This is a genomic window from Cupriavidus sp. D39, from assembly GCF_026627925.1.
Classification (GTDB): Bacteria; Pseudomonadota; Gammaproteobacteria; order Burkholderiales; family Burkholderiaceae; genus Cupriavidus; species Cupriavidus ulmosensis.
Map to the genome: position 1 here is coordinate 4,032,938 of NZ_JAPNLE010000009.1, position 21,835 is coordinate 4,054,772.

The window sequence follows — 21,835 nt, forward strand, 5'->3', positions numbered from 1 at the left end:
TACATCGCGGGTGACATGCTGGTGTCGCCCCTCTCCCAAGGAGGGATTTGTGTACGTTTGCATCTGCAATCAGGTTACCGACCGAGAAATTCACGGTGCTGCGCATCTAGGCGTGTCCACGCTCGACGAGCTGGCCGAAACGCTGGGTGTTGGCACGTGCTGTGGCCGCTGCCGCGAATGCGCCCAACAGGTGCTTTGCGAAGGCGTCGCGGCGGTACGCAATGTGACGGCCGCGACGATCCGCATTGCAGACATTTCCTCCTGTTCGCCGTCTGGGCCACGTGCCATAATGGACACTCGGGACCCGGCAGTCGCGAACGACCAGCGCACCGAGCTGGTTGCTTAAACTCGCCCGCAACTATCAGGTTGCGGCGCGTATTCGCTTGTGTTGACTGCCTGCTGCGCGCCTTGCGCCGCTTCGCGTTTTTGCGGGGGCCCGTTGCAACAAGGAGCCTCCAATGAAAGGTGACAAGAAGGTCATCCAGCATCTGAACGCGCAGCTGAAGAACGAGCTGACCGCGATCAACCAGTACTTCCTGCACGCTCGCATGTACCGCCACTGGGGCCTGAAGAAGCTCGGCGACATCGAGTACAAGGAGTCCATCGGTGAGATGAAGCATGCCGACCGCCTGATCGATCGCATCCTGATGCTTGATGGCCTGCCCAATCTGCAGGACCTCAACAAGCTGCTGCTGGGCGAAGACACACCGGAAATGCTCAAGTGCGACCTGAAGCTGGAGCAAGGCGCGCATGCCACCGTCAAGGAAGGCATCACGTACTGCGAATCGGTGGGCGACTACGTTAGCCGCGAGATCCTGGTCGACATCCTGACCGATACCGAAGAGCACATCGAATTCCTCGAAACGCAGCTCGACCTGATCGACAAGGTTGGCCTGCCGAACTATCTGCAATCGCAGATGGAGCCGGGCGAGCAGTAATCCGCCCAGCAGCCGGCCGCAAGTTCGCAAGAACCCAGTAGCCGCACCCGCGCGGCACCACTCGGTGCTGCCGGCTCCGCCCGCATCCGGGCGGTAACCCCTATCATTCAGATTCCCATTCTTTCCCCCGCCTCACCGTCTTGCCAGGGCCGCTGTTCGCGCCAGCTTGCGCGCGATCCGCCTATGCTGCGGTAAAGGGCGCCGAATCGGCATCGCACGACACCACACCAAATGACAGGAGTCAGCATCATGGAAGACCCGATCCGCCTGACGCAGTACAGCCATGGTGCCGGCTGCGGGTGCAAGATTTCGCCGCAGGTGCTCGACGTGATCCTTGCCGGCAGCGGCAACCAACACCTGGACCCGCGCCTGTGGGTGGGCAATGCCTCGCGCGACGATGCGGCGGTCTATGCGCTGGATGGGCTGGAGCAGGGCCGTGGCGTGGTATCCACCACCGATTTCTTCATGCCGATCGTCGATGATCCGTTCGACTTCGGACGCATCGCTGCCACCAACGCCATCAGCGACGTCTATGCGATGGGCGGCGATCCGCTGCTGGCCATCGCCATCCTCGGCTGGCCGGTCAAGCTGCTGCCGCCCGAGGTGGCGCGCGAGGTGGTGGCCGGTGGGCGCCGTGCCTGCGAGGACGCGGGCATTCCGCTTGCCGGCGGGCATTCCATCGACGCCCCCGAGCCCATCTTCGGGCTCGCGGTGACTGGCGTGGTCGACCGCGCGCACCTGAAACGCAACGACACCGCGACCGCCGGCTGCCGTCTCTACCTGACCAAGCCGCTGGGCATCGGCGTGCTGACCACCGCCGAGAAGCAGGGCAAGCTGCGCGCCGAGGATGTCAACCTGGCGCGCGACTGGATGTGCGTGCTCAATCGTCCCGGCAGCCGCTTCGGCAAGCTGGCCGGCGTGCGGGCCATGACGGATGTGACCGGCTTTGGCCTGCTCGGGCACCTCGTCGAGATGGCCGATGGCAGCCGCCTCACAGCGCGTCTTGACTATGCCGCCGTGCCGCTGCTGCCGGAAGTGCTGCGCTACGTGGAGGCCGGTTGCGTGCCGGGCGGCACCCAGCGCAACTTCGAAAGCTACGGCGCACGGATTGGCGCCGGCATCGACAACCAGGGCGGCGCGTTGAGCGAAGTGCAGCGCGCCTTGCTGTGCGATCCGCAGACCAGCGGCGGCTTGCTGGTGGCGGTCGAGCCTGCTGGCGAGGCCGATTTCCATGCGGCTTGCGCGGAGTTTGGCCTGGTGCTGGCGCCGGTTGGCGAATTCGTCGAGCAGGGCCGGTATGCCGTCGAGGTGATCTGATGCGCGAGGATACGGCGGATTTCCGGCAGCTCTTTCTTTCCGGCGCGCCGCTGCTCGATGCGCGCGCGCCGGTGGAGTTCGCCCGTGGCGCGTTTCCGGGCGCGGTCAACCTGCCGCTGATGGACGATGCCGAGCGGCATCAGGTGGGCTTGTGCTACGAGGAGCAAGGGCCGCAGGCCGCGATCGCGCTAGGCCACCAGCTTGTGGCCGGCGAAATCCGCGCGGCGCGAACCGCGGGCTGGGCGGCCTTTGCACGGGCGCATCCCGACGGCTACCTGTACTGCTTCCGCGGTGGCATGCGCTCGCAGATCGTGCAGCAGTGGTTGCGCGAGGACGCCGGCATCGCTTATCCGCGCGTCATGGGCGGCTACAAGGCGATGCGCAGCTTCCTGATCGAGACCCTCGATGCCGCCGCCGCATGCAGCCTGCTGGTGCTGGGCGGCATGACCGGAAGTGGCAAGACCGAGCTGATCACTGACCTGGTCACGGGCCCGAACGGCTGCCAGGACGCCGCCATCGACCTGGAGGGCCAGGCCCGCCATCGCGGGTCCAGCTTTGGCCGGCGCGCGGTGGCGCAGCCCACGCAGATCGATTTCGAGAATGTCCTGGCGATTGCGCTGCTGCGCCATCGCGCGGCCGGGCTGCCGGCGCTGGTCGTTGAGGACGAGGGGCGCTTCATCGGTGCGCGCAACCTGCCTCCGGCCTTCTACCAGGCGATTCAGGTGGCGCCGCTGGTCTGGCTGGAGGAATCCTTCGAGGCGCGCGTGCATCGCGTGCTGGAGGACTACGTGCTTGGCCTGTCGGCGGAGTTCATGGCGGCGCTGGGTGAGCAGGCTGGTTTCGCTGCCTACGCGGCGCGCCTGCGCGATGCCATGGCGGCGATTGCCAAGCGGCTCGGCGGCACGCGCTACGAGCGGCTCTCGGACTTGCTGGACCAAGCGCTGGCGCGCCAGGAGGAAACGGGCGATACCGACCTGCATCTGGGCTGGATCGTCTTGCTCCTGCAGCAATACTACGACCCGATGTATGCCTACCAGCGCGAACAGCGCGAGGCCAGGATCGTGTTCCGCGGCGAGCGCGCCGCGGTGCTGGCTTTCCTGCGCGAGCGAACTCGCGCTGGAACGCGCGCGGGTCGCTTAGCGGGAGCTTAGGGGAGCTTAGGGGCGGCTTGCGCGTGCGCGCCACCGCAGACTTCGCAATCGGCCACGCGCGCGAGGCGCATCGTGGTCCATTCCATGCGAAGCGCATCGACCATCAGCAGGCGGCCGGCCAGGGTGGTGCCAACGCCCATCAGCAGCTTGAGGGCCTCGGCCGCCTGCACCGTGCCCACCATCCCCACCAGCGGCGCAAACACGCCCATGGTGGCGCAAGCCACCTCCTGCGCCGGCTGCGAGGGCGGGAACAGGCAGGCATAGCAGGGGGCGCCCGGCTGGCGGTGGTCGAACACGCTGATCTGCCCATCGAAGCGCAGGGCCGCGCCAGACACCAGCGGCACGCTGTGCTGCACGCAGGCGCGGTTGACGGCCTGGCGCGTGTCGAAGTTGTCGCTGCAATCGAGCACCACGCCGGCATCGGCTACCAGGCGTGCCAGTTCGGCGGCGCCCACGCGTGCCCGCACCAGGCGCACGTCGATGCCCGGGTTGATGCGCAGCATGCCCTCGCGCGCCGATTCCACCTTGGGGCGTCCGACATTGGCGGTAGTGTGGATCACCTGGCGCTGCAGGTTGGTCAGGTCGACCACGTCGTCGTCGACCACGGTGATGGTGCCCACGCCGGCCGAGGCCAGGTAGGGCAGGGCGGCAGCGCCCAGGCCGCCCGCGCCGATAACCAGCGCGTGGCTGGCAAGCAGCCGGCTCTGGCCCTCGATGCCGAGTTCGTCGAGCAGGATATGCCGCGAATAGCGCAGCAGTTGATCGTCGTTCATGGCTTGCAATGCAAAGCGGCCCCGCGGGGCCGCTGCTATTCATCAGGATTTCAGGGAGCCTTGCCGGTCGGCGTGCCCAGCGGTGTTCCGAGCGGGGCGCTCGCAGGCGGCGCGCCGGCCGGTGCCTTGGTGGCCGGCTTGGCTGGGGTAGCCGCCTTGGCCGCCGGCTTGGCCGGCTTGTCCGACGTGGCCACGGCTTCGAGCTTGGACTTGGAGCGCTTGACCGGCTGGCCTTCGAGCTGGGCGATGGCTTGCTGCAGCATGAAGTCCTCGGCCGTGCCGAACTCGATCGGCTTCTTCTTGCGTTCCTTGTCGCGCTCTTCCGGCGTCTTCTTGGCGTTTTCTTCCTCGAGCCGGCGCAGTTCCTCGACGCGGCGCTGTTCGCGCTCGTTCATCTCGGGCTCTTCCGATTCCTGCTTGTTGTGCAGGTGGCGCTCGGTGTCGATCTCGCGGGTGATCAGCGCGTCGTCAGGATCGCCTTCCGGGTTCTGGTCGACCGGGATGTCCGGGCGGATGCCCTTGGCCTGGATCGACTTGCCCGTCGGCGTGTAGTAGTACGCGATGGTCAGCTTGATGCCGGTGTCGTTGGTGAGCGGGCGTACGGTCTGCACCGAGCCCTTGCCGAACGTGGTCTTGCCCATGATCAGCGCGCGCTTGTGGTCTTGCAGCGCGCCGGCAACGATTTCGGAGGCCGACGCCGAGTAGGCGTTGGTCAGCACCACCATCGGGATCTTCTTGTACAGCGCCGGCAGGCCCTTGAGCGGATCGTCCTCGAGCGAGGACAGCCGGTAGTTGTTGAACGTGGTCTTGTAGACGCGCTTGGCATCCGGCACCTGGCCGTTGGTCGATACCACGGTCACGTCGTCGGGCAGGAAGGCTGCCGCCACGCCGACCGCGCCTTGCAGCACGCCGCCGCCGTTGTTGCGCAGGTCCAGGATCACGCCCTTCAGGTTGGGGTTCTTCTGGGCCAGTTCGTCCAGCTTCTTGCCCAGGTCGGCCACCGTGCGTTCCTGGAAGCTGGTCAGGCGGACCCAGGCGAGGCGGTCATTGTCGATCAGCTTGGCCTTGACCGACTGCACGCGGATCTCCGCGCGCGTGATCGACACCGGGAAGGTGCGTTCGTCGCTCTTGCGATAGATGGTCAGCGTGACCTTGGTGCCCGGCTCGCCGCGCATGCGCTTGACCGCCTGCTCCAGCGGCAGGCCGCGCACGGGCTTGTCGTCTATGCGGGTGATCAGGTCGCCGGGCTGGATGCCGGCACGGAAGGCGGGGGTGTCTTCGATCGGGTTGATCACCTTGACCAGCCCTTCTTCCTGCGAGATTTCGATCCCCAGGCCGGCAAAGCGTCCGCGCGTGCCTTCCTGCAGTTCCTTGAAGTCCTTCTCGTCCAGGTAGGCCGAATGCGGATCCAGGCTGGCGACCATGCCCTTGATGGCTTCGGTCAGCAGCTTCTTGTCATCCACCGGCTCGACATATTCCCGCTTGATCTGGCCGAAGATGTCGGCCATCAAGCGCAACTGCTCCAGCGGCAGCGGCCCCGGCGAATTCTGCGCGGTGGCCGATAGTTGCAGCGTGGCGAGCACGCCGGCAACGAGTCCGGCAGTAACAAGACTGATGTTCTTGAGCGTCTTACGCATGAGGGCTGCCTGAACGTGTGAGGATTGTGCTGTGTCGGAGCCGGCCTGGCGCATCGCACCGACCGGATTTGTCCGACAGTATAAGAGGGAGCAGCAAAAAGGCCTGGTCCACTGCATGAGGCGGCCGGGCGAGCCTTCGGGCGCTCGCCCGGCCCGGGCCTCAGGTTGCCTTGCCTTGGTTCGCCACGGCGGCCAGGGAGGCTGCGATCGCTTCCTGGTCGCCCAGGTAGTAATGACGCAACGGGCGCAGGTCGGCGTCCAGCTCGTAGACGAGCGGGGTGCCATTGGGGATGTTGATGCCAACGATGTCGTCATCCGAGATCTGGTCCAGGTATTTCACCAGCGCGCGGATGCTGTTGCCATGGGCAGCGATTACCACGCGCTTTCCCGCTTTGATGTCGGGTGCGATGGATTCGTTCCATAGCGGCAGCACGCGCTCGACCGTGTCCTTCAGGCATTCGGTCAGCGGAATCTGCTCGCGCGGCACTTGAGCGTAGCGCGGATCGTCGTATGCCGCACGCGGATCGTCCGCTTCGAGCACCGGCGGCGGGGTGTCGTAGCTGCGGCGCCATACCAGCACCTGCTCGTTGCCGAACTTGGCGGCGGTCTCGGCCTTGTTCAGGCCGGACAGCGCGCCATAGTGGCGTTCGTTCAGGCGCCATTCGTTGCGGACCGGAATCCACATCAGGTCCATTTCGTCCTGCACGTGCCACAGCGTGCGGATGGCACGCTTCAACACCGAGGTGTACGCTACATCGAAGGCAAGCCCTGCTTCGCGCAGCAGCTTGCCGCCCAGCTTGGCCTGGGCCACGCCGGTGTCGGTGAGGTCGACGTCGACCCAGCCTGTGAAGCGGTTTTCGAGATTCCACGTGGATTCGCCGTGGCGGATGAGAACGAGTTTGTACATGCTGCTTCCAAAGCGTGAGAAACCTGTGTGCGCCCTGCCACATACCGCCGCACATGTGTCAACTAGGAGACAATAGCGGGTCGCGGGCGCCAAACCGTCTATTTTATAATGCCGCCGACTCAACCCACCGGAATGCCAACGTGAATTTCTTCGCCGACTACAACAACCTTGCCTTGATCGCCCTCGCCGTCGTGTCGGGCGGCCTGCTGGCGTGGCCCGCCATCTCGCGCGGAACCTCCGGCAAGACCGTCAACCCGGCCGCCGCGACCCAGCTGATCAACAAGCGCAATGCCGTGGTCGTGGATATCCGGGAAGCCACCGAATACGCCAAGGGCCACCTGCCGCAAGCCAAGAGTGCGCCACTTGCCGACCTGGCAAGCCGTGCCGCCAGCCTTGCAAAGGACAAGTCCGTCCCCATCATCGTCGTGTGCCAGACCGGCCAGCGCTCGGGCAAGGGTCAAGCAGCCCTGAAGGAAGCCGGTTACAGTGAGATCTATTCGCTCGAAGGCGGCCTGGCCGCCTGGCAGCAAGCCGGCCTCCCCGTAGTCAAGTAAGCGGCGGACCCAAGCGGCTCCGGGAGCCTGTCCTCCGGAGCCGCGGCTGTCCCGGCTTGCGAGCACCGACCAACCTCCGGATTCCCGTTTTTCAAGGAGATGCGCATGGCCCGCGTTGTTATGTACAGCACGGTAGTTTGTCCGTATTGCCAGATGGCCGAGCGCCTTCTGAAGGCCAAGGGCGTGGAGGCGATCGAGAAGATCCTGATCGACCGCGAGCCCGGCAAGCGCGAGGAAATGATGAGCCGCACCGGTCGCCGCACCGTGCCGCAGATCTACATCGACGAGACCCACGTGGGTGGCTTCGACGACCTCTCGGCGCTCGATCGCCAGGGTGGCCTGGTGCCGCTGCTGGCAGCCTGAAGCGCCGCCGGTCTCGCCGCGGGTGAATTCGCCACCCGCGTCATGTACCATATACGTTTTCGTGCGACACGCACTCTCGTGTCCGGGTAGCCCCAACGTAAGGGGCATCGACCTTGTTGGGACAAGGTGAGGGTCTCGACCCAAGCCGTCCAATCCCAACCATTACTTGCTTAGACGAACCTGGCCGAACAGCTTAGGGGAGTCCATTGGCCTAATGTCGAATTGGCGAAAGCTGATTTGACAAGCGGCACTTGCTTTTGCTGGATTACCTCCAGCCATCGCCCAAAGGCGGGGACGCTCGCCTTTGGGCGAGTTCTCTGTAAACAGTCTTTCGTAAGGGAGGCTGTGTGGTTTCGAGAGATTGTTGCGAGACCACAGCATGGCATTTAAACCGGCCCAGATGGGTTGGCGCTACGCTCTTTGGGGCAGGATACGTTGACTCTCTGGAGTCTGCGCCTGTCGAGTTGATTCCGCAGTATGGAGTCACGATGTCGTAAGGATTGTGAGAGGTCCCGGAGCGAAAGCTCTACACGTTATGGTTCGGTCGTGCACGGTCGTGAGACTGCCCCGATAGAGAACCTGCTATACGACTAGCAGTAGCCTAGGGAGACATGCGTCACTGGTAACGGTGGGGTGTGAAGCTTTCCTGACAATGTAGCCCCCGCAAGGGTACGAATCTGCCGCGAGGCGGGTTGGTAGAGGCTCCGAGCAGCAACGGGGTCGAGGAGCTAGGCTGGCTGGTATGGGCAACACTAAGTGAACTGCTGATAAACGCCGTGAATATGACGGTGCCAAAGCTGCTGACAGGCACTAACCAAAAGGTATGTGGTCGGATATTCCGCTGGAAACTCGGAATACGTCGTCATCGGACCACCGGCGGAGAGGCGGGTCCTAACCCAGTCTTGTAACGTGTAGGGAACGTGGTAAGCCCGTATGGCTGCCGGAGCGCGGTATGGCTCGGGCAGGCGAACCGTAAGGAACGCTGTCGGCTGTGCGGGTATGGGAGGTTGGAGAAAGCGAATGCCGGGCTGTAATGGTCCGGATAGGGGTTGAAACATCATCCCACGCGAAAGCGGGCAGACTTCCAACTGGTCAATCGTCGCAGGACGGCTGGCTAATCTCGCTTGTTTAATTTTTCTTCCCTTGAGGGCAACTGTCCCTCAAGGGGCATGTTGTCTCTCGATGTTGGGGAAGATCCTCAAGATAGGAGAGCAGCATGGAAGCATTTATCCGTAAGGATAAATCTGCGCCCTCCGGCGTTCCGCAAAGCTGGGGTGCCATTAATTGGCGCCGCGTAGAGCGGACCGTTCGAGAGATGCAGATTCGAATTGCGAAGGCGACACAGGAAGGGGATTGGCGTAGGGTGAAAGCTCTACAGAGGTCCCTGACCCGCTCGTTCTCCGCCAAGGCATCGGCGGTCAGGCGAGTGACGGAGAACCGTGGCAGAAAGACAGCAGGTGTTGACCGCGTGCTGTGGGATGAGCCTGAAACCCGGTGGGCAGCTATCGGGCAGTTGAAGCGTCGGGGGTATCGACCGCTGCCGTTAAGGCGGGTCTTTATTCCAAAGGCCAACGGGACGGAACGCCCTCTGGGCATACCGACCATGTTGGACCGAGCCATGCAGGCCCTATACCTGCTGGCATTGGAGCCAGTGTCGGAAGGTAGGAGCGATCCGAATTCGTATGGGTTTCGGATCAACCGCTCGACCCACGATGCTATGGCCCAGTTGTTCGTCAACCTGTCCAGGAAGGTTTCGGCCTCTTGGATACTGGAGGCGGATATCAAAGGCTGCTTTGACAACATCGATCACAAGTGGCTGGAGCGTAACGTCCCGATGGACAAAGCGATCCTGCGTAAGTGGTTGAAAGCTGGCGTGGTGTTTCAAGGCCAGTTTCAGGCGACCGATGCTGGAACGCCGCAGGGAGGCATCATTTCCCCGACGTTGGCGAATGTGGCGCTGAACGGTTTGGAGCGCGACCTGACGGAGTCCCTAAGGGCAAAGTTTGGTGTTAACCAAGTTCGGAAGCTGAAGGTGAATGTCGTGCGGTATGCGGACGACTTCGTGATCACCGGCAGTACGTCGGAGGTTTTGGAACACGAAGTGAAGCCGTGGGTGGAAAAGTTCCTTGCACTGCGGGGGCTGACACTATCTACGGAGAAAACGCGGATCGTCAACATCGCCACAGGTTTCGACTTTCTCGGGTGGAGTTTCCGGAAGTACTCGGGAACACTGCTCATCAAGCCGAGTAGGAAGAACGTCAACGCGTTCTATGGCAAGGTGAAAGAGATCGTCAGCCGGCACAAGACGGCTAAGCAAGAGACGTTGATTGACTTGCTTAATCCAGTGCTACGAGGTTGGGCGCTTTACCACCAACCGGTAGCCGCCAAGTTGACGTTCACAAGAGTGGAGCACGATGTATTCCGGGCTCTATGGAAGTGGGCAAAACGGCGTCACTCGAGGAAGAGTGCTGAGTGGGTGCGCAAGAAGTACTTTGCATCCGTCGGTACACGGAACTGGGTGTTCGGAACCGCAGTGCGTCAGAAGGATGGTAGTAAGGGCAGGAAGGATTTGTACTCGCTCGCGAGCACGCCGATCCAACGGCACAAGAAAGTTCGAGGGGACTACCATCCCTTTGATCCCGAGCAGGAGTTGTACGGCGAGACCTTGCGTCAGGAGCGATTGCTGAATAGTATGTCGCACCGAAAGCAATGGATTAAGTTGTACATGTCCCAGCGGGGCTTGTGCGCGGTGTGTCAGTGCAAGATGACCAAAGAGACGGGGTGGCATGACCATCACATCGAGCAGCGCGTTCACGGCGGCTCGGATGCTCTAGGAAATCGTGTGCTGCTGCATCCAATCTGTCATGTTCAAGTGCATCACCATGGTGTAACCGTTGTGAAACCGGCCCCCTCGATTTGAGGTGAGGCTTTGAAAAGCTTGAGCCGTATGCGGGGAAACTCGCACGTACGGTTCTTAGGGGGGCAGATCAGGAATGATCTCGTCCCTACCCTCCCAACCGGGTGCCGACCCGGGCCGTGACCCTGGGCCAATCCCGCCCGCGGTGCCAATGTCCCGTACGCCTGGCCCCCAACGCCCATTTTTCCGGAAGCCTTTCATGAGCGACCAGCAGAACAATCAGCAGGAAGACCAGCCGTTCTTCAACATCCAGCGTGTGTACCTGAAGGACATGTCGCTCGAACAGCCGAATTCCCCCGGCATCTTCCTCGAGACCGAAGCGCCGGCCGTGGAAGTGCAGGTGAACGTGGGCGCCTCGCAACTGCAGGAAGGCATCTTCGAAGTCGTGGTGACCGGTACCGTGACCACCAAGGTGCAGGACAAGGTTGCCTTCCTGGTGGAAGCCCATCAGGCCGGCATCTTCGATATCCGCAACGTGCCGGTGGAGCAGCTCGACCCGCTGCTGGGCATTGCCTGCCCGACCATTCTCTACCCGTACCTGCGCGGCAATATCGCCGACGTGATCACCCGCGCCGGCTTCCAGGCCATCCACCTGTCGGAAATCAACTTCCAGGCACTATACGAACAGCGCCTGCAGGCCGCGATGGAAGAAGCTGAAGCCGTGCAAGGCGGCAACAGCGGCATCGTGATGCCCGATGGCAGCCAGGCTCGTCACTGATCCTGCTGTAGTCAGCTGCAAAGACGGGGCCTCGGCCCCGTTTTGTCTTTCCGGCCCGCGTAGTCGCGACGAATGCGCGGGGCCGAACAAGCGAGGCGAACCGCCATGAAAATCACAGTCTTCGGTGCGGGTGCCTGGGGCACCGCGCTCGCCAGCCATGCCGCCGCGACCCACGATGTGGTGCTGTGGGGGCGGGACGCTGCCCAGCTGGCCGGCATCGGCGCCGACCGCGTCAATGCCACCTACCTGCCCGGCGTGCCGCTGTCCGGGCGGCTCGCGGTGCAGGCCGATTTCGATCGGGCCGCGGCGCATGCCGATGTCGAGCCGGATGGCCTGGTGATCGTCGCCACGCCGGTCTCGGGCCTGCGCGAAATGACGCGCCGGCTGGCCGCGAGCCAGACCGGGGCTTGCGCATGCTCTGGCTGTGCAAGGGCTTCGAGGCCGGCTCCAATGCGTTGCCGCACCAGATGGTGCGCGAAGAGCTCACCGCCGCCGGCCGTCTCGATGACACCAGCTACGGCGTGCTGACCGGCCCCAGTTTTGCCCGTGAAGTGGCGCTGGGCCTGCCCTGCGCGCTCACCGTGGCGGGCACCTCGCCGGCGCTGCCCGAGCTCGCGCAGCAGGCGTTCCATCACCATGCCATGCGCATCTACGGCAGCGACGACCTGGTCGGCGCCGAGGTGGGGGCGCGGTCAAGAACGTGCTGGCGATTGCCACTGGCGCCAGCGATGGCCTGGGCCTGGGCCTGAACGCGCGCGCCGCGCTGGTGACGCGCGGCCTGGCCGAGATGACCCGGCTCGGCATGGCACTGGGAGGGCGCATCGAAACCTTCATGGGCCTGGCCGGCATGGGCGACCTGATCCTGACCGCTACGGGCGATCTCTCGCGCAATCGCAAGGTCGGCCAGCAGTTGGCCGAGGGCAAGACGCTCGCGCAGATCCTGGCCGAGCTGGGCCACGTTGCCGAAGGCGTGCGCTGTGCGCAGGCCGTGGCGGCGCTGGCCGCGGCCAAGGGCGTCGAGATGCCGATCACGCGCGCGGTATGCGCCGTGCTCTTCGAAGGGCTGCCTGCCGCCGACGCGGTGGCGCGGCTGCTCCAGCGGGATGCGCGCGATGAGTGAGTCCGCGATGGGTGAGTCAATGATGGCGGCCCGGCGCCGCGTCCTGAAAGCCCTTGCCACCTGCGCCATGCCTGGCGCGGCTGGTGCCGCGCTGGCTTCGCCCGCGTCCGCCCAGCCCTGGCCGGCGCGGCCGATCCGCATGGTGGTGCCGTTCCCGGCCGGGTCTTCGCCTGACCTGATCGCGCGCCTGCTGACCGAGAAGCTGTCCGTGGCGCTCGGCCAACCCGTGGTGGTGGAAAACCGCCCGGGTGCCGGCGGCAATATCGGCACCGACATGGTGGCCAGAGCCGCCCCGGATGGCTATACCTTGCTGCTGACCATCAATGGCCCGCTGGTCACCGCGCCAACCTTGTCGCGCCATCTCGGCTACGACCCGGTGCGCCAGCTCAGCCCCGTATCGCTGGTGGCGACGTCGCCCAATGTGCTGGTGGTGGATGCCCGCCTGCCGGTGCATGACGTGCGGGAGTTCGTGGCCCTGGCCCGTTCCCGGCCGGGCGTGCTGAACTACGGGTCGGTGGGCAACGGCAGCGCTGCCCACCTGGCCATGGAGCAGCTCAAGGCGGCCGCCGGCATCGACCTGCAGCACATTCCCTATCCGGGGTTCGCGCAGATCACCACCGCCATGGTCGGCGGCCAGGTGCAGGCCGGCTTCATGGTGCCGGCCATTGCCATGCCGCTGGTGACTGCCGGCAAGCTGCGCATCATCGCGGTGACCACCAGCGGGCGCACCAGCCTGCTGCCCGCGGTGCCGACAGTGGCGGAATCCGGCTATCCCGGCTTCGAGGCGATCTCATGGCAAGCGGTGCTGGCCCCGGCGGGCACGCCCGCGCCGGTGATCGACCGGCTCTATCGCGAGCTGGTGGCCATCATCGGCAGCGAGGACGTGCGCGCCAAGATGCGCGCCCAGTATTTCGTGCCGGCCGGCACCGCGCCGCAATCGCTGCGCCAGACCATGGCTAGCGAGAAGGTGCGCTGGGACAAGGTGATCCGCGTGGCCGGCGTGCAGCCGGAATAAGGAAGTTCGCGGGCGGCGGCTTCAGGCGCCGCCGGCAAAGCCGTTCTGGCGCCAGGCTTCGAACACCACGACCGCGACGGTATTGGAGAGGTTGAGACTCCGGTTGTCCGGCCGCATCGGCAGCCGGATGCGCTGCGCCGTGGGAAACCACTCGCGCCGCTCCGGCGCCAGCCCGCGCGTTTCCGATCCGAACACAAACCAGTCCCCGGGCAGGAAACTGACTTGGCCGAAGGGCGTCGAGCCATGCGTGGTCAGCGCGAACATGCGGGCCGGGTCGGGTTGTTCGCTTTCCATCAGCGCGTCCCAGTTCTCGTGCACGCGCATGCTGGCGTACTCGTGATAGTCCAGGCCGGCGCGGCGCATGCGCGCATCTTCCAGCGGAAAGCCGAGCGGCTTGACAAGGTGCAGGCGCGCACCGGTGTTGGCGCACAGCCGTATCACATTGCCGGTATTCGGCGGGATCTCGGGTTCGACCAGGACGACATTGAACATGGGGGAGGGGCGGGCCAGGGGCGCCGCAGCCGTGAAACGCTGGGCAGCTTACCCTGCCGGGGGCCGCCTGTCACGCCGGGCCTATGGGGTGCGCTATCGGGTGCGCTACGGGGTGCGCAAGGCAACCACCAGCGTCACGCGTGCCGCGCCGTGGGCTTTCGGGACCCGCGCCGCTTCGCCCAAGGTGGCGCCGCTGGTCATCACATCGTCGACCAGGCCGACATGCTGGCCCGCCACGTCGTTGCCGGGCACGAGGCCAAAGGCATCCTGCAGGTTGGCCTGGCGCGCGGGCAGGTCCAGCGTGGCTTGGGCCGGGGTATCGCGCGCAGCGTCGGCGCGGCGCGCACGCCCAGCCGGCGTGCCAGCGGCCTGGCGATTTCCCAGGACTGGTTGAAGCCGCGCTCGGCAAGGCGCTGCGCGGACAGCGGGATCGGCGCCAGCACATCGGGCAGGGCCACGCCGGACGTGCCGGATTCGGCCTGCCAGCGGCGTGCCAGCTCGCCCGCAAGCCAGTCCGCCAGCGGCAGCACGCCGCCGAATTTCAGGGCTAGCACCAGGCCGTCCTGCGGTCTGGCGTAGTCGCCCAGCACCAGCGCGTCGTCGAAAGGCGGCGCCTCGTAGCGGCACTGCGCGCAGAGCGAGGCAGCGCCTGGCCCGGCAATGCGCCCGAGCGGACGCGCAGCAGCGGCAACGCGGCAGCGGCGTCAGCAACTCTTGCGCGCAGCCTGCGCAGACGGTTTCGTCCTGCACAGTGCCGCACAATGCGCAGGCCGCTGGCAGGAGCGTGCGCAGCAAGCGCCGCGCATGATGGCGCAGGGCGCCTTCGCCCGGGTGCGCCAGGCGGTGCAGCAGGGGTGCGGCTGGCGCATGGGGCACGTCCGAGCCATCGGCGGCAGGCCTGGCGGTGGGCGCGTATCTTCGCGATCCTGTTGCGGCGCCGGTTGGCGCGCGCACCGTATGCCCGACGGACGCTTCACGCCCGCCGTCATCCACATTCTTAGTTTCTTGCTGCCTGGTTTGACCGTGTCCCTGCATGACGCCGACTCCCCCGATGCCTATTTGCCGCCCACGCGGCTGACCCGCCTCGCCTTTGACCGGCGCAGCGCCGGATTCGGCCAGCTGGACTTCTTGCTGGGCGAGATCGGCCAGCGCATGCAGGAGCGCATGCAGATGATCCGGCTGGCGCCGGTGCGCGCGCTCGATATCGGCTGCGGCCACGGGCGCGGCCTGGCCGCGCTGCGCGCCCAATACCCGGATGCGCAGATCGCCGGCCTGGATATTTCCGGGGCGATGCTGCGCGAGGCCGTGCAGCGCGATCCCCAGCGCCAGTCCGGGTGGCTCGGGCGCCTGCTCGGCAAGCGCCCGACCTTCGACCTGGTGCAGGGCGATCTTGCCACATTGCCCTTCGCGCCGGCCAGCTTCGACCTGTTGTGGTCCAACCTGGCGTTGCACTGGCACCCCGAGCCGCACCGGGTTTTCCCGGAGTGGCACCGGGTCACCCGCGACGAAGGCTTGGTCCTGTTCTCGCTGTTCGGGCCCGATACGCTGGCGCAACTGCGCGCCGCCTTTGCCGAAGTGGATGGCGACACCCACACGCTGCGCTTCGTCGACATGCACGATATCGGGGACATGCTGGTGCACAGTGGCTGGTCCACGCCCGTGATGGACATGGAGACCCTGACGATCACCTATGAGTCGCCACGGACCCTGCTGCGCGAAGTGCAGGCCTTTGGCGGGCTGCGCCTGCCGGCTGCCGCGGGCAAGGGCGGGGGCTGCGCGGGCGCCGCTGGCACGCAGCGCTGCTGGCTGCGCTGGAGCGCCAGCGCAATGCCGAGGGACTGATCCCGCTCACGTTCGAGATCGTCTACGGCCACGCCTGGAAGCTGGCGCCGCGCGGCAAGCAGGCCGTCGATGAACTCGGACACGCCGTGGTTCCGCTCGACAAGATCGGGCGCGCGCGGCAACGCAAGTAACGTCCGCGCCGCTGCTGCACGCATCGGCGGCGCAGTCAAGCGCGCTATCGCGAGCACCGCGCCGATGCACAAAAACTTGTCGCGCGCCAGCCCCTTGGTCAAGTAGCGGCCTTGTCCGAGTAGGCGAAGCGCCCTATAATGCGCCAGTTTGTCGCAGTGGTCTCCCTGGCACAATTTGCCCGAAATCGCACTTCAATGGTGCGTCCCAGGCGCAATCGTCCAGGCGTGCATCCAGCGCAGAGTGGTTGGCGATGCAAGGTTGGCGATGCAAGACTTGGGTATCGCACTCCAGACGGCGCAAGACAAATCCGGCGGCAGTTCCGACGGATTTGGCCCGCCGGACAAAGACTGGCTGATGAAGCGGAATTGTTCGCTGTCTCCGCGCCAGGTTGGCTGGTTTTACCTCTCGATCGTCAGTGTTTCGCTCGCCATCGCCTTGTTCTTCGCGTGGCGAGGGTCATGGCTCGTGCTTCCCTTTGCCGGGCTGGAACTGCTGGGGCTGGGCATTGCCCTGCTGGTGCATGGGCGGCATGCGTCGGACTACGAGCGCGTCAGCCTCGTCGACGGCAGGCTGGTAGTGGTTTCGGTCAGTGCAGGGCAGCTGACACGGCATGAATTCAACCCGCTGTGGGTGCGGGTCGAACCGGGTGAATCATTACGGGCGCTGGTGTTGCTGCGCTCGGGCAAGAGCGCTGTGCGGGTGGGGTGTTTTCTGGACCCGTACAAGCGGCGAAAGTTCGCGCAGGAGCTCGCATCGGCTTTACGTTCTCTCTGAGAGGCAGCGGAGGTCCGGCGAGTGACAGATTTGAATCTGTAAATTGGGTAGATAACAAATGAAAATGTGGAAGAAGGCATCCGCAGCGTGTCTGGTGGGAGCGTCCTTGCTCACTAGCCATGCAGCCCTGGCAGTGGAAGACATGCCAGGCGGCCCCGCCGTGCGTCAGCTCAATCTGACCGAGCCGGTCACCAAGATCGCCGAGCAGATTCACTGGCTGAACTGGATGATGCTGATCATGTGCACCGTGATCTTCATCGGCGTGTTCGGGGTGATGTTCTACTCCGTGTTCAAGCACCGCAAGTCCAAGGGCGCGAAGTCGGCCTCCTTCCACGAAAGCATCACCGTCGAGGTGATCTGGACCATCATCCCGTTCCTGATCGTCATCGGCATGGCCCTGCCCGCCACCAAGACGGTCGTGGCGATGAAGGACACCACCAACGCCGACATCACCATCAAGGCCACTGGCTACCAGTGGAAGTGGGGCTACGACTACCTGAAGGGCGACGGCGAAGGCATCTCCTTCGTGTCCACCCTGACCACCCCGCGCGAGCAGATCAACAACGAGGCCCCCAAGTCGAACACCTACCTGATGGAGGTGGACAACGAGATGGTGGTGCCCGTGAACAAGAAGGTCCGCATGGTGCTGACGGCCAACGACGTCATCCATGCCTGGATGATCCCGGCCTTCGGCGTCAAGCAGGACGCCATCCCCGGCTTCGTGCGCGACACCTGGTTCAAGGCCGAGAAGATTGGCGTGTACCGTGGCCAGTGCGCCGAGCTGTGCGGCAAGGAACACGCCTTCATGCCGATCGTCGTGCGCGTCGTCTCCGACGCCGACTACGCCAAGTGGGTCGACGGCAAGAAGAAGGAACTCGCCGCCAAGGCGGACGACCCCAACAAGACCTGGACCCTGGACGAGCTCAAGGCCCGCGGCGAAAAAGTCTACACCGCCAACTGCGCGGTCTGCCACCAGCCTAACGGCAAGGGCGGCGGCGCCTTCCCGGCTCTCGACGGTTCCAAGATCGTCAACGGCCCGGATGCCGGCCAGATGCATATCCTGCTGGAAGGCAAGGGTGCCATGCCGGTGTGGAAGCACCTCTCCGATACCGAACTCGCTGCCGTCATGACCTACACCCGCAACAGCTGGGGTAACAAGACGGGTGAAGTGATTCAACCGAGCGATTTCGTGAACGCGCGTGCCGGCAAGTTCCGCGAAGGCGGCGGCGCACCTGGCGCTGGCGGCGACGCCGCGCCCAAGACGGAAGACAAGCCCGCTGCCAAGCAGGCCAGCGCCGCGGGTGACCGCGCCGCAGGTTGAACAGGATTTCAGGAGTTTTCGCGATGAGTACTGCTACCCCGGACGCGCTCGCCCACCCGCACGACCACGCGCATGACGATCACCACGATCAACCGCATGGCTGGCGCCGTTGGCTGTTTGCCACCAACCACAAGGACATCGGTACGCTGTACCTGCTGTTCTCGTTCACCATGCTGCTGTCTGGCGGCGCGCTGGCACTGCTGATCCGTCTCGAGCTGTTCGAGCCGGGCCTGCAGTTCTTCCGCCCGGAACTGTTCAACCAGTTCACCACCATGCACGGCCTGATCATGGTGTTCGGCGCGATCATGCCGGCCTTCGTCGGCTTCGCCAACTGGATGATCCCGCTGCAGATCGGCGCATCCGACATGGCGTTCGCGCGGATGAACAACTTCAGCTTCTGGCTGATGCCCCCGGCAGCGCTGCTGCTGGTGCTGTCGTTCTTCGCACCGGGAGGCGCCACCGCCGCCGGCTGGACCCTGTACGCGCCGCTGTCGGTGCAGATGGGCCCGGGCATGGACATGGCGATCTTCGCCATGCACATCATGGGCGCGTCGTCGATCATGGGCTCGATCAACATCATCGTCACGGTGCTCAATATGCGCGCACCCGGCATGACGCTGATGAAGATGCCGATGTTCTGCTGGACCTGGCTGATCACCGCCTACCTGCTGATCGCCGTGATGCCCGTGCTGGCTGGCGCCATCACCATGGTGCTGACCGACCGTCACTTCGGCACGAGCTTCTTCTCGGCGGCCGGAGGCGGCGACCCGGTGATGTACCAGCACATCTTCTGGTTCTTCGGCCACCCCGAGGTCTACATCATGATCTTGCCGGCGTTCGGGATCGTCTCGCACGTCGTGCCGACCTTCGCCCGCAAGCGCCTGTTCGGCTATAGCTCGATGGTCTACGCGACCGCCTCGATCGCCATCCTGTCGTTCATCGTGTGGGCTCACCACATGTTCACGACCGGCATGCCCGTGACCGGCCAGCTGTTCTTCATGTACGCCACCATGCTGATCGCGGTGCCCACGGCCGTGAAGATCTTCAACTGGATCGCTACCATGTGGCGCGGCTCGATGACCTTCGAGACCCCGATGCTGTTCGCGATCGGCTTCATCTTCGTGTTCACCATCGGTGGCTTCACCGGCCTGATGCCGGCGGTTGCCCTGATCGATATCCAGTTGCAGGACACTTACTTCATCGTGGCCCACTTCCACTACGTACTGGTGGCTGGCTCGCTGTTCGCGATGTTCTCGGGCTTCTACTACTGGGGTCCGAAGTGGAGCGGTTTCATGTACAACGAAACCCGCGGCCAGATCCACTTCTGGGGCTCGATGATTTTCTTCAACATCACCTTCTTCCCGATGCACTTCCTGGGTCTGGCCGGCATGCCGCGTCGCTATGCCGACTACCCGACCCAGTTCGCGGATTTCAACGCGATTGCATCGATCGGCGCACTGGGCTTTGGCCTGATGCAGGTGTATTTCTTCTTCTTCGTGGTGCTGCCGTCCTATCGTGGCGGCAAGGCAGCCGGGGACAAGCCGTGGGATGGCGCCGAGGGCCTGGAATGGACCGTGCCGTCGCCGGCCCCGTTCCACACCTTTGAAGTGCCGCCGCAAGTCAGGTAAGCCGCAGTCAGGCAAGCCGCAATAGACACGGAAGGATGGGCAGTACCCGTCCTTCCGCGTCACGCAAGCAAGGTGTTATGCAGGATCCAAACAAAAGTCCATCGCAGGCAGACCGCAAGGCCTCCAATCGTCGTCTCGGCCTGATCCTTTTCTCGATCGTGATGGTTTTCTTTTTGGGTTTCTTCGCCAAGATGATCTTTCTCGGCTGAAGCTGCAGGGTATTGAGATGAGCGTGAACCAGCAGTCAAGCAATGCCACCGACAAGAAGTTCAACCGCGGGATGATGCTGCGGCTGTTGGTGGTGGTGGCGTTGATGTTCTCGTTTGGCTATGCGCTGGTGCCGCTGTACAAGAAGATCTGCGAGATCACCGGGCTGAACGTGGTGACCACGCGGGACCTGTACGGTGGCCAGGTCAAGAACACGCAAGTGGACAAGACCCGCACGATCACGGTCGAGTTCGACTCCAACGCGCGCGGGCCCTTTGCCTTCCGTCCGGTCAAGAGCAGCATGGAAGTGCACCCGGGCGAGATGACCACCATCGTCTACGAAGTGGCGAACGGCCAGGCACGCGATATCTCGGCGCAGGCCATCCCGAGCTACCTGCCCAAGCTGGCCACGCAGTATTTCAAGAAGATCGAGTGCTTCTGCTTCAAGGAGCAGACACTGAAGGCCAAGGAAGCACGCGAGATGCCGGTGGTGTTCGTGATCGATCCGGACCTGCCGAAAGACGTGAAGAACATTACGCTGTCCTATACCTTCTTCGAGATCGGGTCGCCGGTGGCGCAAGCGCCGCAAGGTCCGCTCGACGCGCAGCCGGCCGGTGCGGGCAAGGGCATTTGAATTTGCAGTTGTAGTGGTTGTGGTTGTGGGGGTAAGCCGTGGATGAGATGAAGGACGCGGTCAAGCGCAAGCTGTCATTTGCGCAAACCCTGCGCGCGGTGTTCTGGTCGTTTATCGGCCTGCGCAAGGGAGCGAGCACGAGCGCGACATGGCACAGCTCAACCCGGTCCATGTGATCATTGCCGGCCTGATCGGGGTAGCCATCCTGATCGCGGTGCTGATCACGGTCGTGCGTGTGGTGGTAGGGTGAGGCCACGCAGCGCAACGTACAGGGCAGGGTAGGAACAAGTAAAAGAGCAGGGCAAAAGCATGCCGCCGGCCTTGTCAGGGCTGGATGTGCGGATAACGATTACTGAATCAGAGACTCTGAGCTGGAGAAAAAAGAATGAGTGCGAACCGCGCAAACGCTCCGTACTACTTCGTACCGGGCCCCTCGCGCCATCCGATCACGGCTAGCTTTGGCTTGCTGCTGACGGCTGGGGGTGCTGCTGGCTGGGTAAACGGGCAGACCTGGGGGCCGTACCTGTGCGGCCTGGGCCTGCTGTGGTTCCTGTTCGTGCTCAAGACCTGGTTCGGCGAGGCGATCAACGAATCCGAGACGGGCAAGTACGGCAAGAACATCGATCTGTCGTTCCGCTGGTCGATGGGCTGGTTCATCTTCTCCGAAGTGATGTTCTTCGCGGCGTTCTTCGGCGCGCTGTTCTACGCCCGCAACATCGCCATGCCCTGGCTGGGCGACCTGAACAACAAGATCCTGTGGCCCGACTTCGCCGCCGTGTGGCCGAACCTCGGACCGGCGGGTGTCGTGGAAAGCTTCCAGACCATGGGTCCATGGCCGATCCCCACGATCAACACCGCCTTGCTGCTGATGTCCGGCCTGACGCTGACCTGGGCGCACCATGCGCTGCTGGCCAACAAGCGCAGCCAGCTGATCCAGGGCCTGGTGCTGACCATCCTGCTGGGCGCGATCTTCATGTGCTTCCAGGTGTATGAGTACCATCATGCATATTCGGAGCTGAACCTCAAGCTGACCTCGGGCATCTACGGTTCCACCTTCTTCCTGCTGACCGGCTTCCACGGTTTCCACGTGACGCTCGGCGCGATCATGCTGACGGTGGTGCTGGTGCGCGTGCTCAAGGGCCAGCTGACGCCTGACCATCACTTCGCATTCGAAGGCGCCGCCTGGTACTGGCACTTCGTCGACGTGGTGTGGCTGTTCCTCTACATCGTGGTGTACTGGCTGTAAGACACCCGATCGCAGTGCCCGCCGGCCACGCCGGCGGCGTCGCGGGGAGGTTCCTCCTCTGCTCGCGGGGAACAACAAAAAACAAGCGCCGCAGGGAAGTAGCCAGCCTGCGGCGCTTGTTTTTTGTAGTTCGATCCTGGCGTCGCCAA

21 protein-coding genes and 3 pseudogenes are annotated in these 21,835 nt (G+C 64.2%); 18 read left to right on the forward strand and 6 right to left on the reverse strand.

Translation table 11 applies throughout. The features are described 5' to 3' along the window. The first annotated feature begins 49 nt into the window (after positions 1-49). The 4 genes from OMK73_RS30850 to mnmH all read left to right on the forward strand — a co-directional run bounded on the left by OMK73_RS30850 (position 50) and on the right by mnmH (position 3,406). Positions 50-346, forward strand: a complete 297-nt coding sequence (locus OMK73_RS30850; protein ID WP_324291786.1) for a (2Fe-2S)-binding protein — start codon at positions 50-52, stop codon at positions 344-346. A 112-nt stretch (positions 347-458) separates the two neighbouring features. Then, positions 459-938 (forward strand): bacterioferritin, encoded by a 480-nt coding sequence (gene bfr, locus OMK73_RS30855; RefSeq protein WP_267605363.1) that lies wholly within the window; start codon positions 459-461, stop codon positions 936-938. A gap of 249 nt (positions 939-1,187) precedes the next feature. Beyond that, positions 1,188-2,255 carry a selenide, water dikinase SelD gene (gene selD, locus OMK73_RS30860; protein ID WP_267605365.1) on the forward strand — a complete coding sequence of 356 codons (1,068 nt, stop codon included), beginning with the start codon at positions 1,188-1,190 and terminating at the stop codon, positions 2,253-2,255. After that, positions 2,255-3,406, forward strand: coding sequence for a tRNA 2-selenouridine(34) synthase MnmH (gene mnmH / locus OMK73_RS30865; RefSeq protein ID WP_267605366.1), 1,152 nt, complete (start codon positions 2,255-2,257; stop codon positions 3,404-3,406). Before selD ends, mnmH begins: the two co-directional genes overlap by 1 nt. Here the strand turns inward: mnmH and OMK73_RS30870 are convergent. The 3 genes from OMK73_RS30870 to gpmA all read right to left on the reverse strand — a co-directional run bounded on the left by OMK73_RS30870 (position 3,403) and on the right by gpmA (position 6,723). Then, positions 3,403-4,179, reverse strand: coding sequence for a HesA/MoeB/ThiF family protein (locus OMK73_RS30870; protein WP_267605368.1), 777 nt, complete (start codon positions 4,177-4,179; stop codon positions 3,403-3,405). The two genes, mnmH and OMK73_RS30870, sit on opposite strands and share 4 nt — an antisense overlap. 50 nt (positions 4,180-4,229) lie before the next feature. Further along, positions 4,230-5,816, reverse strand: coding sequence for a S41 family peptidase (locus OMK73_RS30875; protein WP_267605369.1), 1,587 nt, complete (start codon positions 5,814-5,816; stop codon positions 4,230-4,232). Between the two features lie 160 nt (positions 5,817-5,976). Beyond that, on the reverse strand, positions 5,977-6,723 hold the full coding sequence (gpmA, locus tag OMK73_RS30880; RefSeq protein ID WP_267605370.1) for a 2,3-diphosphoglycerate-dependent phosphoglycerate mutase: 747 nt from the start codon (positions 6,721-6,723) through the stop codon (positions 5,977-5,979). A 140-nt stretch (positions 6,724-6,863) separates the two neighbouring features. On the opposite strand from gpmA, the gene OMK73_RS30885 reads away from it, so the two are divergent. From OMK73_RS30885 to OMK73_RS30910, 6 genes and pseudogenes are all read left to right on the forward strand, one after another. Further along, on the forward strand, positions 6,864-7,277 hold the full coding sequence (locus OMK73_RS30885; RefSeq protein WP_006159481.1) for a rhodanese-like domain-containing protein: 414 nt from the start codon (positions 6,864-6,866) through the stop codon (positions 7,275-7,277). A 105-nt stretch (positions 7,278-7,382) separates the two neighbouring features. After that, positions 7,383-7,640, forward strand: a complete 258-nt coding sequence (grxC, locus tag OMK73_RS30890; RefSeq protein ID WP_043343338.1) for a glutaredoxin 3 — start codon at positions 7,383-7,385, stop codon at positions 7,638-7,640. A gap of 1,216 nt (positions 7,641-8,856) precedes the next feature. Then, complete coding sequence (gene ltrA / locus OMK73_RS30895; RefSeq protein ID WP_267605372.1) at positions 8,857-10,560, forward strand: group II intron reverse transcriptase/maturase; 1,704 nt, start codon at positions 8,857-8,859, stop codon at positions 10,558-10,560. Positions 10,561-10,756: 196 nt separating this feature from the next. Continuing rightward, positions 10,757-11,275 carry a protein-export chaperone SecB gene (gene secB, locus OMK73_RS30900; RefSeq protein ID WP_267605373.1) on the forward strand — a complete coding sequence of 173 codons (519 nt, stop codon included), beginning with the start codon at positions 10,757-10,759 and terminating at the stop codon, positions 11,273-11,275. A 105-nt stretch (positions 11,276-11,380) separates the two neighbouring features. Then, positions 11,381-12,395: pseudogene (locus OMK73_RS30905) on the forward strand (NAD(P)H-dependent glycerol-3-phosphate dehydrogenase). 22 nt (positions 12,396-12,417) lie between these two features. Further along, positions 12,418-13,410, forward strand: a complete 993-nt coding sequence (locus OMK73_RS30910; RefSeq protein WP_267606574.1) for a Bug family tripartite tricarboxylate transporter substrate binding protein — start codon at positions 12,418-12,420, stop codon at positions 13,408-13,410. Positions 13,411-13,431: 21 nt separating this feature from the next. Here the strand turns inward: OMK73_RS30910 and trmL are convergent, their stop codons facing one another. The 3 genes from trmL to OMK73_RS30925 all read right to left on the reverse strand — a co-directional run bounded on the left by trmL (position 13,432) and on the right by OMK73_RS30925 (position 14,492). After that, positions 13,432-13,902, reverse strand: coding sequence for a tRNA (uridine(34)/cytosine(34)/5-carboxymethylaminomethyluridine(34)-2'-O)-methyltransferase TrmL (trmL, locus tag OMK73_RS30915; RefSeq protein ID WP_267605374.1), 471 nt, complete (start codon positions 13,900-13,902; stop codon positions 13,432-13,434). 105 nt (positions 13,903-14,007) lie between these two features. Continuing rightward, positions 14,008-14,139, reverse strand: coding sequence for a ComF family protein (locus OMK73_RS30920; protein WP_267605375.1), 132 nt, complete (start codon positions 14,137-14,139; stop codon positions 14,008-14,010). Beyond that, positions 14,103-14,492, reverse strand: coding sequence for a ComF family protein (locus OMK73_RS30925; RefSeq protein WP_267605376.1), 390 nt, complete (start codon positions 14,490-14,492; stop codon positions 14,103-14,105). Before OMK73_RS30925 ends, OMK73_RS30920 begins: the two co-directional genes overlap by 37 nt. A 433-nt stretch (positions 14,493-14,925) precedes the next feature. On the opposite strand from OMK73_RS30925, the pseudogene OMK73_RS30930 reads away from it, so the two are divergent. The 8 genes and pseudogenes from OMK73_RS30930 to OMK73_RS30965 all read left to right on the forward strand — a co-directional run bounded on the left by OMK73_RS30930 (position 14,926) and on the right by OMK73_RS30965 (position 21,686). Beyond that, positions 14,926-15,875, forward strand: a pseudogene (locus OMK73_RS30930) (methyltransferase domain-containing protein). A 265-nt stretch (positions 15,876-16,140) separates the two neighbouring features. After that, a complete protein-coding gene (locus tag OMK73_RS30935) occupies positions 16,141-16,650 on the forward strand; it encodes a DUF2244 domain-containing protein (RefSeq protein ID WP_267606575.1) in 510 nt (169 codons plus the stop codon). 58 nt (positions 16,651-16,708) lie between these two features. Continuing rightward, positions 16,709-17,971 carry a cytochrome c oxidase subunit II gene (gene coxB / locus OMK73_RS30940; RefSeq protein WP_267605379.1) on the forward strand — a complete coding sequence of 421 codons (1,263 nt, stop codon included), beginning with the start codon at positions 16,709-16,711 and terminating at the stop codon, positions 17,969-17,971. Positions 17,972-17,994: 23 nt separating this feature from the next. Beyond that, a complete protein-coding gene (gene ctaD, locus OMK73_RS30945; RefSeq protein WP_267605381.1) occupies positions 17,995-19,599 on the forward strand; it encodes a cytochrome c oxidase subunit I in 1,605 nt (534 codons plus the stop codon). Positions 19,600-19,676: 77 nt separating this feature from the next. Further along, positions 19,677-19,808, forward strand: a complete 132-nt coding sequence (locus OMK73_RS30950; RefSeq protein ID WP_006159470.1) for a cytochrome oxidase small assembly protein — start codon at positions 19,677-19,679, stop codon at positions 19,806-19,808. Positions 19,809-19,825: 17 nt separating this feature from the next. Continuing rightward, positions 19,826-20,440, forward strand: a complete 615-nt coding sequence (locus OMK73_RS30955; RefSeq protein WP_267605383.1) for a cytochrome c oxidase assembly protein — start codon at positions 19,826-19,828, stop codon at positions 20,438-20,440. Between the two features lie 38 nt (positions 20,441-20,478). Continuing rightward, positions 20,479-20,690 (forward strand): annotated as a pseudogene (locus tag OMK73_RS30960) (DUF2970 domain-containing protein). A gap of 135 nt (positions 20,691-20,825) precedes the next feature. Further along, a complete protein-coding gene (locus OMK73_RS30965; RefSeq protein ID WP_267605385.1) occupies positions 20,826-21,686 on the forward strand; it encodes a cytochrome c oxidase subunit 3 in 861 nt (286 codons plus the stop codon). Positions 21,687-21,835: the final 149 nt, after the last annotated feature.

Coding starts and splice junctions, on each gene's coding strand:
- OMK73_RS30965 (WP_267605385.1), top strand. CDS start 20,826: ATGAGTGCGAACCGCGCAAACGCTCCGTACTACTTCGTACCGGGCCCC.
- bfr (WP_267605363.1), top strand. CDS start 459: ATGAAAGGTGACAAGAAGGTCATCCAGCATCTGAACGCGCAGCTGAAG.
- trmL (WP_267605374.1), bottom strand. CDS start 13,902: ATGTTCAATGTCGTCCTGGTCGAACCCGAGATCCCGCCGAATACCGGC.
- OMK73_RS30910 (WP_267606574.1), top strand. CDS start 12,418: ATGGCGGCCCGGCGCCGCGTCCTGAAAGCCCTTGCCACCTGCGCCATG.
- OMK73_RS30955 (WP_267605383.1), top strand. CDS start 19,826: ATGAGCGTGAACCAGCAGTCAAGCAATGCCACCGACAAGAAGTTCAAC.
- mnmH (WP_267605366.1), top strand. CDS start 2,255: ATGCGCGAGGATACGGCGGATTTCCGGCAGCTCTTTCTTTCCGGCGCG.
- coxB (WP_267605379.1), top strand. CDS start 16,709: ATGAAAATGTGGAAGAAGGCATCCGCAGCGTGTCTGGTGGGAGCGTCC.
- ctaD (WP_267605381.1), top strand. CDS start 17,995: ATGAGTACTGCTACCCCGGACGCGCTCGCCCACCCGCACGACCACGCG.
- ltrA (WP_267605372.1), top strand. CDS start 8,857: ATGGAAGCATTTATCCGTAAGGATAAATCTGCGCCCTCCGGCGTTCCG.
- grxC (WP_043343338.1), top strand. CDS start 7,383: ATGGCCCGCGTTGTTATGTACAGCACGGTAGTTTGTCCGTATTGCCAG.
- secB (WP_267605373.1), top strand. CDS start 10,757: ATGAGCGACCAGCAGAACAATCAGCAGGAAGACCAGCCGTTCTTCAAC.
- OMK73_RS30870 (WP_267605368.1), bottom strand. CDS start 4,179: ATGAACGACGATCAACTGCTGCGCTATTCGCGGCATATCCTGCTCGAC.
- OMK73_RS30935 (WP_267606575.1), top strand. CDS start 16,141: ATGCAAGACTTGGGTATCGCACTCCAGACGGCGCAAGACAAATCCGGC.
- OMK73_RS30875 (WP_267605369.1), bottom strand. CDS start 5,816: ATGCGTAAGACGCTCAAGAACATCAGTCTTGTTACTGCCGGACTCGTT.
- OMK73_RS30950 (WP_006159470.1), top strand. CDS start 19,677: ATGCAGGATCCAAACAAAAGTCCATCGCAGGCAGACCGCAAGGCCTCC.
- gpmA (WP_267605370.1), bottom strand. CDS start 6,723: ATGTACAAACTCGTTCTCATCCGCCACGGCGAATCCACGTGGAATCTC.
- selD (WP_267605365.1), top strand. CDS start 1,188: ATGGAAGACCCGATCCGCCTGACGCAGTACAGCCATGGTGCCGGCTGC.